Source organism: Arthrobacter sp. Dra40, from assembly GCF_059091905.1.
This window is the reverse complement of the sequence record NZ_JBNHHB010000060.1, coordinates 17,618-30,509: the sequence shown is the minus strand read 5'-3', so window position 1 is coordinate 30,509 and position 12,892 is coordinate 17,618. Positions and strand designations below refer to the sequence as shown.

The 12,892-nt window shown below is 63.9% G+C and carries 12 protein-coding genes and 1 tRNA gene; 12 read left to right on the top strand and 1 reads right to left on the bottom strand.

The genetic code is table 11. The annotated features are described in order from the left end of the window. The first annotated feature begins 3 nt into the window (after positions 1–3). From AC5RWT_RS20405 to AC5RWT_RS20390, 4 genes are all read left to right on the top strand, one after another. Positions 4–76: transfer RNA gene (locus AC5RWT_RS20405), tRNA-Lys, on the top strand. 575 nt (positions 77–651) lie between these two features. Next, positions 652–1,161, top strand: coding sequence for a diaminobutyrate acetyltransferase (gene ectA, locus AC5RWT_RS20400; RefSeq protein ID WP_494081754.1), 510 nt, complete (start codon positions 652–654; stop codon positions 1,159–1,161). A gap of 138 nt (positions 1,162–1,299) precedes the next feature. Beyond that, positions 1,300–2,571 (top strand): diaminobutyrate--2-oxoglutarate transaminase, encoded by a 1,272-nt coding sequence (ectB, locus tag AC5RWT_RS20395; protein ID WP_494081753.1) that lies wholly within the window; start codon positions 1,300–1,302, stop codon positions 2,569–2,571. A gap of 118 nt (positions 2,572–2,689) precedes the next feature. After that, positions 2,690–3,088 carry an ectoine synthase gene (locus AC5RWT_RS20390; RefSeq protein ID WP_494081752.1) on the top strand — a complete coding sequence of 133 codons (399 nt, stop codon included), beginning with the start codon at positions 2,690–2,692 and terminating at the stop codon, positions 3,086–3,088. A 128-nt stretch (positions 3,089–3,216) separates the two neighbouring features. On the opposite strand, the gene AC5RWT_RS20385 is transcribed toward AC5RWT_RS20390, so the two are convergent. After that, complete coding sequence (locus tag AC5RWT_RS20385; protein ID WP_494081751.1) at positions 3,217–4,248, bottom strand: LacI family DNA-binding transcriptional regulator; 1,032 nt, start codon at positions 4,246–4,248, stop codon at positions 3,217–3,219. A 149-nt stretch (positions 4,249–4,397) separates the two neighbouring features. Between AC5RWT_RS20385 and AC5RWT_RS20380 the strand changes: the two genes are divergently transcribed. From AC5RWT_RS20380 to AC5RWT_RS20345, 8 genes are all read left to right on the top strand, one after another. After that, on the top strand, positions 4,398–6,047 hold the full coding sequence (locus AC5RWT_RS20380) for an ABC transporter substrate-binding protein (RefSeq protein ID WP_494081750.1): 1,650 nt from the start codon (positions 4,398–4,400) through the stop codon (positions 6,045–6,047). A gap of 12 nt (positions 6,048–6,059) precedes the next feature. Next, positions 6,060–7,001 (top strand): ABC transporter permease, encoded by a 942-nt coding sequence (locus AC5RWT_RS20375; protein ID WP_494081749.1) that lies wholly within the window; start codon positions 6,060–6,062, stop codon positions 6,999–7,001. A gap of 44 nt (positions 7,002–7,045) precedes the next feature. After that, on the top strand, positions 7,046–7,873 hold the full coding sequence (locus tag AC5RWT_RS20370; protein WP_494081748.1) for an ABC transporter permease: 828 nt from the start codon (positions 7,046–7,048) through the stop codon (positions 7,871–7,873). Then, entirely contained in the window at positions 7,873–8,763 is an 891-nt protein-coding gene (locus tag AC5RWT_RS20365) for an ABC transporter ATP-binding protein (protein WP_494081747.1), read from the top strand. The genes AC5RWT_RS20370 and AC5RWT_RS20365 overlap by 1 nt, the downstream gene beginning before the upstream one ends. Further along, complete coding sequence (locus tag AC5RWT_RS20360; RefSeq protein ID WP_494081746.1) at positions 8,760–9,620, top strand: ABC transporter ATP-binding protein; 861 nt, start codon at positions 8,760–8,762, stop codon at positions 9,618–9,620. The genes AC5RWT_RS20365 and AC5RWT_RS20360 overlap by 4 nt, the downstream gene beginning before the upstream one ends. Further along, on the top strand, positions 9,613–10,731 hold the full coding sequence (locus AC5RWT_RS20355; protein WP_494081745.1) for a C45 family autoproteolytic acyltransferase/hydrolase: 1,119 nt from the start codon (positions 9,613–9,615) through the stop codon (positions 10,729–10,731). The genes AC5RWT_RS20360 and AC5RWT_RS20355 overlap by 8 nt, the downstream gene beginning before the upstream one ends. Continuing rightward, entirely contained in the window at positions 10,731–11,966 is a 1,236-nt protein-coding gene (locus AC5RWT_RS20350; protein WP_494081757.1) for a saccharopine dehydrogenase family protein, read from the top strand. Before AC5RWT_RS20355 ends, AC5RWT_RS20350 begins: the two co-directional genes overlap by 1 nt. Positions 11,967–12,130: 164 nt before the next feature. Beyond that, the gene (locus tag AC5RWT_RS20345; RefSeq protein ID WP_494081744.1) at positions 12,131–12,763 is read left to right on the top strand and encodes a hypothetical protein; all 633 of its coding nucleotides are present in this window, start codon (positions 12,131–12,133) and stop codon (positions 12,761–12,763) included. Positions 12,764–12,892 lie beyond the last annotated feature (129 nt).

Genomic DNA, 12,892 nt, shown 5'->3' with positions numbered 1-12,892 from the left:
GGCGGGCCTTTAGCTCAGTTGGTAGAGCATCGGACTTTTAATCCGCGGGTCGCGGGTTCGATCCCCGCAGGGCCCACCGCGAAAGCGGCTTCGACTGGTTGTTGGCCGGTCGGGGCCGCTTTTTCATGCGCCGGCCCCGCTCTGAAGAGTCCCCAGCCCCCCTTTGTGCGGCGTCCCTGCTGCGTATGCCCCTCAGGCTGCCTGAGCTGTCCACCTTCAGGCATAACTGTCCACGTTTTGGCTATCCACACGCCCCTGACCAACCCTTTTATCGGGAGGTCATTTAAAACGTGGACAGCCGGGCGGCCCTGTTTCTCCCCGAGCGGCTGAAACCGACAAAGCGGTTGGAACCGGACAATCGGCCGGACTGGCCGAATCGGCGGGGCTTGCTCCGGGTGCCCCGGATAACCAGCAGACCCTGCCCGCGGGAGGGGGACGGCAGTGTGAACCGCTTGTCACACAACGAATGTCACGAAATGGTAACGATGAATCCTCGCCGGGCTCCGACGTCGTCAGTCCGGCAGATTACAACCGGCGCAAGGGATCCGGCGGAAGGGGGCCGGCGTTTCCGGGCGGCGAAAGTGGCGCGACCCTTGTCAAATCCGCAAACTCCCGGTTGAGAACGTTCTGATTCTCGTTACGTTGGAGGTGATGGTTGAAGAACTAGCAGAAACCCAGACCAGTCCAAGGATCGCAGCAGAATTCCGCAAACCAACCCTGACCGACGGGCAGTCCCTGTGGCGCATGGCCAGGGATTCCGAAGTCCTGGACCTGAATTCGTCCTACGCCTACCTGCTGTGGGCCCGTGACTTCGCCGAGACGTCGATCATCGCCACAGTGGATGGCGAGCCCGCCGGGTTCATCACCGGCTACATGCGCCCCGGCGAGCCCTGCACCTTAATGGTGTGGCAGGTGGCCGTGGACCGGAAATTCCGAGGCCAAAGGCTGGCGGCCAGCATGCTGGACCAGTTGGCCCGGCAAGTGCGGGCCGACCGGGTAGAAACCACCATCACCGCTGACAATGAAGCGTCCATCCGGCTGTTCGCCAGCTTCGCGTCGCGGCGCGAGGCGCCGATGGCACGGGAGCCGCTCTTTACCCCGGAGCTCTACCCCGACGGGCATGACACCGAGTACCTGTACCACATCGGCCCGCTCAACTAAGACCTGCCGCCGGCCCCGCGGACCGCCACCACCGCCGTCGGCCAAACACAAACCACACCAACGCACATCCGCAGACGCGGCTGCTGCGGCGCTGTCCCGTACCCGGGGCCGGCCGCACAAAGGAAGGAAGCGCTTTCCATGACTGACATCTTCGAAACTCTGGAGTCCGAGGTCCGCGGCTACTGCCGCACCTGGCCCGCCGTGTTCACCCGCGGGGAGGGCAGCACCCTGACAGCCGAGGACGGAACCACTTACCTCGACTTCTTCTCCGGCGCCGGTGCCCTCAATTACGGCCACAACAACCCAAGGCTGCTGCAACCGCTGCTGGAGTACCTGGCCAGCGGCGCCGTCGTGCACTCACTGGACATGAAGACCCCCGCCAAGCGCACCTTTCTGGAAACCTTCCAGGAGGTCATCCTGGAACCACGCCAGTTGGACTACAAGGTCATGTTCCCCGGCCCGACCGGCACCAACACCGTTGAGGCCGCCCTGAAGCTGGCGCGTAAGGTGACGGGCCGCCAGCACATCCTTTCCTTCACCAATGCGTTCCACGGCATGACGCTGGGCTCGCTGTCGGTGACCGGCAACTCGATGAAGCGGCGCGGCGCGGGCATCCCGCTGACCAACAGCTCCAAAATCCCCTACGACGACTACTTCGACGGCGAAACCCCGGACTTCCTATGGCTGGAGCGCGTGCTCGAAGACAGTGGTTCCGGCGTGGACAAGCCGGCCGCCATCATCGTGGAGACGGTCCAAGGCGAAGGCGGGCTCAATGCTGCCCGTGCCAGCTGGCTGCGGGGACTGGCCGACCTGTGCAGGAAGCACGGGATCCTGCTGATCGTCGACGACGTCCAGGCCGGCTGCGGCCGCACCGGCACGTTCTTCAGCTTCGAGGAGGCCGGCATCACGCCCGACATCGTCTGCCTGTCCAAGTCCATCTCCGGCTACGGCCTGCCGATGGCGCTGACGCTGTTCCGCCCCGAGCTGGACGTGTGGGGCGCCGGCGAGCACAACGGCACGTTCCGTGGCCACAACCCGGCTTTCGTCACGGCCACCGCTGCGCTGGATACCTACTGGCGGAACGGTGAGTTCCAGAAGCAGATCCAGGCCCGGGGCGTGCAGCTGCACGAGGGCCTGGAGCGGATCGCCGGGCTGGTGGAGGGCGCCAGCGTGCGGGGCCGCGGCCTGCTGGCAGGGGTCAGGTTCCCGGAGAACGAGACTGCCGGGAAAATCGCCGCGGTGGCCTACGAAAACGGCCTGCTGGTGGAAACATCCGGCCCCGAGGGCGAAGTGATGAAGCTGATGCCGGCCCTGACCATCAGTGCAGCCGACCTTGACCGCGGCCTGGACATCCTGATTGACGCAACCCGCGCGGTCACCACCGTGCCGGAACTGGTCGGAGCTTTCTAGGACGTGGCCGCGTGCCACCCCTACGGGCAGCACCCGTAACCGCCGAAGTTTCTAGCCCGAGCCAGCGCTGCACAACCCTCTGCAGCGGCTTGCAAACCAACCACCCGAAGGAGCACCGATGATTGTTACCAACCTGGACGACCTGAACGACACCGACCGCGACGTTAAGTCTGAGACCTGGCGGAGCCGCCGCATGGTGCTGGCAGGGGAGGGCGTGGGCTTTTCGTTCCACGACACCGTGATCTACGCGGGCACCACCTCGACCTTCCACTACGCCAACCATGTTGAGGCCGTCTACTGCGTCCAGGGTGAGGGCACGCTGACCAACGAGGTCACCGGGGAAGTCCATGACCTGCGCGACGGCACCATGTACTTGCTGGACGGGCACGAGAAGCACACCGTCCGCGCCAGCACCGAACTGCGGATGGCGTGCGTGTTCAACCCGCCCGTTACCGGCCGCGAAGTGCACGACGAGAACGGCGTGTACCCGCTCATCGAGGCCGAGCCGGCCAGCTGACGCGGTAGGAGGCCCCGGCAGGCAACCACAGGAAAAAGCGGGGCCGAATGGCCCCTCCCGAAGGGACGGCACATAACGACGGCGGTGGCCCGCCTTCTGCAGCGACCCTGCGGGAGGCGGGCCACCCGTCACGTCTTATCGATGCCGGGGTCGAGCGTGCTCTCGCGCAGGATGAGCCGAGCGGCAAGCTTCGCCGGAACGGCGCCGGACTCCCCCAGCATTTTCCGGGACAAATGGCTGACCGCGGCTGCGGCGATGAGCTCCGGTTCCAGATCAATCGCACTGATGGCGGGGCTGCTGTTGCGTGACTGTTCTGAATCGGAACCGGTTATCAGCTGGACCTGCCCGGGCACGGCAATGCCTCGGGCTGCAAGCTCTTCCAAGGCGCCGCGCGCATGGCGTCCGGTCAGGCAGTAGACAGCGTCCGGCACATCGTGGCCTGCGGCCAGCAGTTCTTGCATGGCGGCCCTGCCACCCTCGACTCCGTCGGACTCGGGCCGGCTGGCTATGCGTGGCTTCATTCCATGACGAGCTGCCCAGCTCCGGTAAGCCGCCGCGGAGTCAAGGTTCCAGGCATTACGGTCCCGGCCCGTGATGAGGCAAATGGACCGTGCGCCGGATCGGTGGAAACGGGACAGCACTGCCTCGGTCTCTTCCGAGTCGTGGGAACCGACCCAATCGAGAAAGTCGGGCCGTGCAGGATCGCGTCCAATGGTGACGAAGGGAGCGGCGAGACCCATCAAGAGGTCGATGACGGGGTCCTCCTCAAGCGGATCATCAATGATGTAACCGTCCAGCGACAGGGCGAGCGGGGAGCGCGGCAGCCGCGTCAAGTCGCGGACGAGCATGACGCTCAGGCCGCGCTCCAGGCACTCTACGGCGACCGCACCCGAGAGCCTGGTGAAGTAGTCCACGCCGTGCGGACGATACGTCCCAAGGGAATCCAGGGGCCGGAGCATGAGTCCAATGACCCCGATGGGGCTGTTGCGCAGGCCGCGCGCCATCGGGTCGGGCTGGTACCCCAGCCTGTCTGCGGTCTGCCGCACGCGCTCACGGGTTTCGGTTGACAGGGTGCCCTTGTTGTTCAGGGCGTGCGAGACGGCGGTGATCGATACCCCGGCTTCCCGGGCCACATCGTGGATGGTGACTCGCCGTCTCATCGTCCGCCCTCCGTGACTCACGTCATAACAGTTGCATAACAGAACAACTAAAACGTTATATAAAAGGTTTTGCCCCCGTAGCTTACTGGAATACGCAGGACCAAGCGTCCCATCGGAACCACACACTGTGAAGCAAAGGGGATTGCAGGATGAAGAAAGTCACGCTCGCCACGTCCGTGGCACTGGCGATGCTGCTGACCGCGTGCAGCAACGGCGGAGGAGACGCCGCCGCGCCGGACACGGAGGCAGGAAGTAACGGCCTCGGGGAACTGCTCACCACCACCGAACCGGCGGCGGGCGAACTGGATACCGTGACCTGGAACCTGCCCTTCGGCGAACCGGCGTCACTGGATCCGATCAAGGCTTTCAACTACCCCGAGAACACAGTCGTGGCCAATCTTTGCGAAGGCCTGATGATGATGGAACCGGACTACACGATTGCACCCAACCTTGCCGAATCGTTTGAAAATGTCGACGGCAAGACCTACATCTACCAGCTCCGGGATGACGTGACCTTCTGGGACGGCACGCCGATGACCGCCCAGGACGTGGTCTTCAGTTTGAATCGGCACCTGGACCCTGACGAGGGCAGCTACTGGGCCAGTGACGCGGTCAGCGGCAACGTTAAGTCGATCAAGGCCACAGGCGAGCATGAAGTGACCGTGAGCCTCAGCTCTCCGGACGTTACGTTCAACTCTTACATGGCCACTCCCCTGGGCGTGGTGGTGCAGGAGGCGCAGCGCAAAAAGGCGGGCGAAGCGTACGGCACGCCGCAGGAAGGCGTCATGTGTACAGGTCCCTTTTCGGTCGACCAGTGGGACAGTGGCCAGAGCATCTCCCTTGCCAAGAACGATGGCTACTGGAACAGCAACCGCATGCCCAAGGTGCAGGACCTCGACATCCAGTTCATCGTGGACCCTGCGGCCATCACCAATGCGCTCGCATCGGGAGCAGTGGACGGGTCCTACGACGTTCCACTCAGCGCGGTACCACAACTGCAGTCAGCGACTAACGGCAAGCTGATTCTTGGCAAGTCCCTGCAGATGTCGGCCATCATCGCCACCGGCGACGGACCGCTGGGCGATCCTGCTGTGCGCAAGGCACTGTGGACCGCCGCGAACAAATCTGCGCTGGCGGAGACAGTGTATGAGGGAACAGCGATGCCCGCCCGGTCCCTGATTCCCGACGGCGGCTGGTCCTACGGTGACGACGTCTTCAGCGCAGCGCGCGAGAAGCTTCCTTCAGCTGAAGCGGACGTTCAAGAGGCCAAAAAGATTTTGGCGGAAGCAGAAGCTGACCTGAGCCAGCCAATCACCATTGTCTACCCGAGTGAACGGTCCTTTTACGCGGACATCATCTCCGAACTGGCGCGCGCCGGCCAGGAAATTGGACTAACGGTCAAGCCCGAGGGAGTGCCGAGCGCACAATTCGGGGCCTTCTTCTCCGATCCCGAGGCCCGCGCCGGACATGGTGCCTTTGTCACCACCAACTACATGGATGTTCCGGATCCTCTGGTGTTCCTGCGCACCATCGTGAAGGAAGGCGGATCGCAGAACTTCTCCGACTACAGCAACCCCGAGATCGAGAAACTCGTCGCTGACGCGGAGGTGCTGACCGACGATACGGAGCGTGCCGGGAAGGTAGCCGAAATTGAGGCGCTGGCCATGGCCGACCTGCCATGGCTGCCCATCGCCGACCCTGCCGTGCGGCTGTTCATGAACGAGCGGGTGACCGGCGTACCAGCGTCCTTCGTCTATCTCTACTACCCATGGGGTGCGGACCTGGGCGCCGCCAAGTAACAGAAAGCCGTCATGATCTATATCGTCAAGAGACTCTTGGCACTGGGAATGATTTTGTTGGCCTCCAGCTTCGCCGTCTTTGGCGGGCTGTACCTTGCACCAGGAAGCCCGGAGCAGTTTCTGGTGCAAGGTCGGACCGTGACGCCGGAAGTGCTGGCGTCCATCAGAGCTCAATACTCCTTGGACGATCCGTTTCTGGTCCGCTACTTCAACTGGCTCGGGCGCGTCATTCAGGGAGACTTTGGCCAGTCGCTGGCCAACCGTCAGGAAGTCGCCGATCTCATTGCAGGCCGGTTACCCACAACACTGTCACTGACCCTCTACGCTGCACTCATCATCGTGATCGGCGGGATCGGCCTCGGCTGCCTTGCCGGGCTCCGGCCGGGCTGGCTGGAGAACGTGGTGCTTTTCGGGTCGAATCTCGGATTTGCCATACCGACATTCTTCGCCGCACTGCTGTTAATGAGCGTCTTCGGAGTCATGCTCGGCTGGTTTCCGGTCTTCGGCTCGGGTGAGGGCTTGGCTGGGAGGCTTTATCATCTGACCCTGCCGGCGTTGGCGTTGGCGCTGCCCTCGTTGGCGGTGGTAGCGCGCATTACCCGTACCGCGGTTAAGGAAGAGCGCGAGTCCGAGCACGCCCAGACAGCGCGATCCCGCGGAGTACTGGAAAGGATCGTCATACGCCGCCACGTCCTGCGTAATTCACTGCTTCCCGTCACCACGGTTTCCGGCGTCCACGTCGCGGCTTTGCTGGCCGGAGCCTTCGTGGTCGAGTACGCGTTTACACTCGACGGCATCGGCGCGCTGCTGGTGGCCGCGGTTCAACAGAAGGACTTCGCGGTAGTGCAGGCAGTGTCGCTGATCATGGTCGTTGCCTTTGGCCTCATCAACCTGGCCGTCGACCTGCTCTATGTCGTGATCGATCCAAGAGTGCGTTTGGGGGCGGCGTCATGAGCACGCTTGAAGAAACCGGACGCCCTGGGGCCCTGCAAAGGAGCTTGTCCCGGAAGACCCGATCGAAGCCCGATGTCCTGACGGCCATCTGCCTGGGCTGGGTAATGCTGATCGGACTCTTCGCCTTGTTCGGACCAGCCATCACACCTTATGACCCAACGGCCGGCAACATCGTCGATCGCTATCTTCCCCCCGGAGCCGAGCATTGGCTCGGAACTGACCAGGCTGGACGGGATCTGTTCTCCCGGCTGGCCACGGGCGCTCGCTCCAGCATCCTTGCCGCCCTGGCTGTCGCCGTGCTCACAGCTGTGATGGGCGGAACCCTTGCCCTGGTCGCGGTCTGGTTCGGCGGTTGGGTGGACAACCTGATCAGCAGGGTTTTGGATTTCCTGTTCGCGTTTCCGAACCTGCTGTTGGCCGTGCTGGCGGTGGCGGTGTTCGGCACAAGAATCGAGACCGCCGTGATAGCCCTGGCCATCGGCTTCACCCCGTATACCGCCCGGGTAATCCGCAGCGTCGCCCTGCGCGAGCGGAATCTGCCGTATGTGAAATCGGCCGAGTTGCAGGGGATTTCGGGATTGTCCATCACCGTGCGGCATCTGCTGCCGAACGTGAAACAGCAGATCATGACGGGAATGAGCATCAACTTCGGCTACGGCATGATCGACCTCGCCGCGCTGTCATACCTCGGATTTGGTGTGCAACCGCCCGACGCGGACTGGGGGCTCATGGTTTCCTCGGGGCAATCCTCGCTGCTGGCCGGCTACCCGCAAGAGAGTCTCTATGCGGGCGTGCTCATTGTGCTGACTGTTGCCGCGCTGGGGTTCTTGGGCGAGAAGCTCGGCGGGCGCCGGGCAGCAGGGAGGACTTGATGCTTGAGCTGTCGAGGGTGAGCGTGAAAATCGGGCCGGAGCACCGCCAGGCCACGCTGCTGTCGGATATCGACATCATCGTGGAGAAGGGCGAGTCCGTCGGCCTGGTGGGGGAGTCCGGATCCGGAAAATCCATGACCATGCGGACCATCCTCCAGACCCTGCCGCCAAAGGCGCAAGTCACCGGCAGGGTCCTCTACAAAGGCGAGGACACACTGGCGTACTCGGGCGCGCGGCTCCGCGCCTTCCGCGCCGGTGCTGTCTCGATGATCTCCCAGAATCCGCAGGCTGCCCTGAATCCGGTGCTACCGGTCAGCAAATTCCTCGTTGAAGGCATCCAAGCCGCCAGGCCTGCAGTGACCGCCCACGAGGCTCTGCGGCTTTCCGGGGAAGTGCTCGAGCAGGTGGGCATCCACAACGTCGCCCGATGCCTGCGCTCCTACCCGCACCAGCTCTCTGGCGGCATGCTCCAGCGAGTGGTCATTGCCGGCTCGGTGGCCAGGGGCACCGAACTGCTGCTGGCAGACGAACCGACCACGGCGCTGGACGTCACGACGCAGTCCGACGTCATGGCCATCCTGGATGAGGCGCGGACCCAGGCCGGCATGGCCATGATCTTCGTGACCCACGACTTGGACCTGGCCGCAGCTGCATGCGATCGAATCGCCGTTATGTCGGGAGGCCTGATCGTCGAATCCGGCCCTGCGGACCGGGTGCTGAACCGGCCCGAACACGAATACACCAAGATGCTGGTCACGGCCAAGCCCAGCCTGGATCACCGAATCGAGTCCGGGCCAGGCTTCGGCCCCCAGCCCAATGCCGGACACCGCTCCGATACAGGCGTTCCCGGTCCACAAAGCAGCGACACGTCCCGAGAGGTGAAACGATGACCGGCGTGCAGACGCAGTCCACAGCCCCCGTCGTCGTCATTACCGGCCTGAACAAGAAGTTCACTGTGGGATCCGGCCGCAACCGCACCGAGATCCACGCCGTCAAGGACGCATCACTGGCCATTGACCGTGGACAATGCCTGGCCGTGGTGGGGGAATCGGGATCCGGGAAAAGCACTTTAGCCAGGATGCTCGTGGGACTGGAGACCCCGGACAGCGGGTCCGTCCTGCTGAACGGCAAACCGGTCAACCCGCGGACCAGCCGCCGAACCCGGCGGGAACGGTCAAAGGACGTCCAGATGGTCTTCCAAGACCCGCAGGGGTCGTTGAACCGCCGGCTACCGGTCTCCGAAGCCGTCGCCGAAGTGTTGAAGGCCCATTCGTCCTTGGACGCGGCAGCACGACGCAGGCGCTGCCGCGAGTTGTTCTTGGAAGTCGGATTGACCGAGACCCACATGGGCGCGCTGCCCGACGAGCTCTCCGGCGGGCAGAAACAGCGCGTGGCGATTGCCCGGGCGCTGGCGGCTTCGCCGGGGGTCATAGTGCTCGATGAAGCCGTGTCCGCGCTGGATGTCACCGTTCAGGCGCAAATCCTGCGGATGCTCGAACAGTTGCGGATGGAAAAACAGCTGACCTATCTCTTCATCACGCATGATCTGGCCGTTGCCCGCCAAATAGCGCATTCCATCGTGGTAATGCGCCGCGGTGTCATCGTCGAAGCCGGCACCGCTGACCAGATCCTCGACCGCCCGGAACACCCGTATACCCGGCGGTTGATCGACAGCGCGCCGCGGCCCGGCTGGAAGCCGCGACGCCGCGACAGCGGAACATTGGATGAGGAGCACGACATTGACTGACCCCGCAGGCATGATCCCGCAGCTGCTGACACTCCAGGGTCAGGACTCCCACCAGGTGGGTCTGCAGCGCGGCACCGAGGGACGCAGCGGTATCGCCGAGTGCTGGAACGTCTACCGGCAGTTGTTCCAGGCCCATGGCATCAGTGAAGCCGTCATGGAACGGGAGGCCACGAACAGTCTGGCCGCCATTGATGCTTGGGCGCCGCACCTGGCGGCGGAGATCCGCGGTACCGCAGAGGGGGCAGGCCTGCCCGTCTGGAACATCAGCGCCCTCAATGCCCGGACCGAAATCCTTTCGCTCTCAGAAGGGGCCCGGCCGGGGGAGTGCTCTACTGTTGTCAGCGCCGGTGCCAGGCCCTTCTCCATGCAGACTTGGGACTGGCACGAAGAACTTTCCGCATCCTGGCACCTGCAGTCAGTTGAAACCAGCCAGGGCCGGTTCGTGGGCCTGACGGAGTACGGAATCCTCGCCAAGATCGGGCTGAACGACGCCGGCGTTGGTGTGCACCTGAACGTGTTGGGTCACAGGCGGGACACTCCGGGAGCCGTGCCCGTCCATATCGCAGCAACCCAGGTACTGCACCGGGCAGCTTCGCTGGACGAGGCCGTGGACATACTCCTTGACGCACCGGTCCAGACCTCCAGCGCCATTTCCGTGGTCACCAAGGCCGGCACAAGGATGGTGGAGCTAAGTCCCGACGGGGCCGAAGTTATCAAACCGACTGGCAGCCATCTGCTGCACACCAACCATTTCCTGACGCCAAGGCTGGCCAAAGGGGAAAAAGCGGAGCTCTACCAGCCGGACTCCCAGCAGCGGATCGACTTGCTGGAGAGGCGGGTGAGCGCCGCGTTCCAGCCCGCTGCGCCGCAGGATCTTGTGCCCTACCTTTGCTCCGTTCCCGGTGACGGGGCCGAACTATGCTGCGTGCCTGCCCGGAATGCAGGCCTGGGATCTCGCTGGGCGACTCTGGCAACGGTGGGCATCGACCCCGTGACCAACACATTGCTGGCGTCCCCGGGCGCACCCACCGACGTGACTGCGAACAGTTGGTTCCGCTTGAGCCCCGACGGCGGCGGCAGCAATAGCCAAGACAACCTAAAGGGAGCATGATGCGGATCCTCTGTATTGGAGCAGGCGGAGTGGGTGGCGCCGCCGCGGGCATTGCCGCCCGGCGGGAATTCTTTGAGGCCTTCGTTCTGGCGGACTACGACCCGGCACGTGCCCACACCGTAGTCGAGGCGCTGCCGCCGAGCGAGCGCGGACGGTTCAGCGCTATTTCCCTGGATGCGTCAAGCAGGGACGCCGTTGCCGCTGCCATCAGGGAACACCGTATTACCCACGTGCTCAACGCCGTTGACCCCCGTTTCGTCATGCCGATTTTCGAAGGTGCGGCGGAAGCCGGAGCCACCTATCTGGACATGGCCATGTCACTGTCCACCCCGCACCCGGAACGACCTTATGAGCTCACCGGCATCAAGCTGGGCGACGAGCAGTTCGACCGGGGCGCGGAGTGGGAGGACGCCGGGCGGTTGGCACTGGTCGGGATCGGCGTGGAACCCGGACTCTCTGACGTTTTGGCCCGGTACGCCCGGGACCACCTGTTCTCCGTCATCGACGAAATCGGTGTCCGCGACGGTGCCAACCTGAAGGTCGAGGGATACGATTTCGCCCCGTCCTTCTCCATTTGGACCACCATCGAGGAATGCCTCAATCCGCCGGTGATTTATTCTGCCGAGAACGGTTGGAGCACCACAGAGCCCTTCAGCGACCCTGAAGTTTTCAATTTTCCCGAAGGCATCGGCCCCGTAGAGTGCGTCAACGTCGAACACGAGGAAGTCCTGCTGATGCCCCGGTGGCTGGATGCCGGGACGGTCAATTTCAAGTACGGGCTGGGCGATGAATTCATCGAGGTGCTCAAGGTCCTGCACAAGCTGGGCCTCGATTCCACCACGCCGGTCACCGTCAAGGGAACGTCGGTCAGTCCCCGCGACGTTGTTGCCGCCTGTTTGCCGGATCCGGCCACGCTGGGACCCCGGATCACCGGTAAAACGTGCGCAGGTGTCTTGGTGACAGGCAAGGACAAGGAAGGCGCCCCGCGGCGGACCTACCTCTACCACGTGGCCGACAACGCCGTGTCCATGGCCGAATACGGCAGCCAGTGCGTGGTGTGGCAGACAGCCCTTAACCCGATCATTGCCCTTGAACTCCTGGCCTCGGGCGTCTGGAGCGGAGCCGGCGTCCTGGGCCCGGAGGCCTTCGACGCCAAACCGTTCCTGGACCTCATGTCGGCACCCGCACCCGAGGGGTACGGTTCCCCGTGGGGGATGCGGGAGGAATCCCTGTAGAAGCCCTGGAAGTCGACTGCAGGTATCCGGCAGAGACCGGATGCCCTCGCCGATTCCGGACAAGTTCCGGCCGCCTCGCTGTGGGATGCGGGCTGCCCTGCCACCCATCGACGAGCGGTGGCAGAATACAGTAACGGCAGCGGTCAAGGGGAGGGGCATGCGGGATGACAACAAGTTCACGGACACAGTCGAAGCAGGCCGTACTCAAGGAACCATCCAGCAGATGGGCGGCCGTACTGGTGTGGGCGGCCGCGGCAGTGGCGCTGGCTCTGTTTCTGTTTCTGGGGGACCCGGAGGCTCTCTGGGCGTGGATGCCATGGCCCATGGTCGCTGCGGCCCTTGCCTATATCTTGCTGTGGGTGCCCAGGCTGGTTTTCGACGCCGACTCCGTCCTGATCATCAACAGCTTTCGCTCGCACTCCATCCCTTTTGGCACGGTTGACGAGGTCAGCACCGGCAGCACCCTCAAGGTCAAGGCCGCTGGCAAGACCTACACCAGCTGGGGTGCGCCCTTTCCCGAGAGCGCGCGGGCGGCAGGCTATCAGCGTAGTGGGGCCATCGGGCCGGCGACGGTGACCCCGTGGCATAGGGATACCACTGCCGGGCGGCAGCAGGGACCTGAACAGCATCCTCTGGTCCGCGAATGGGCCAAGTCCAGGGCAGCCGGCCGCCGCACCGAACTAATTAAGGAGCCCGCGGCGGTCACCAGTTGGAACAAGGCGCCGGTCGGGCTGGCGTTGCTGTGCGGTCTCCTGATCCTTGGACCTCGGATCGTGCCTGCTTTGCTCATCTTGTAGGAAACATGCTCTCCCGCGGCGGCGGCCGGTGAACTCGATGGTCCGGCACGCGTCGCTTTCCAAAATGGGGTGCGGATCGGCCGTCGCGGGTGCCGGCTGCCGTGGCACAATGCACTTACGGCGAACGAT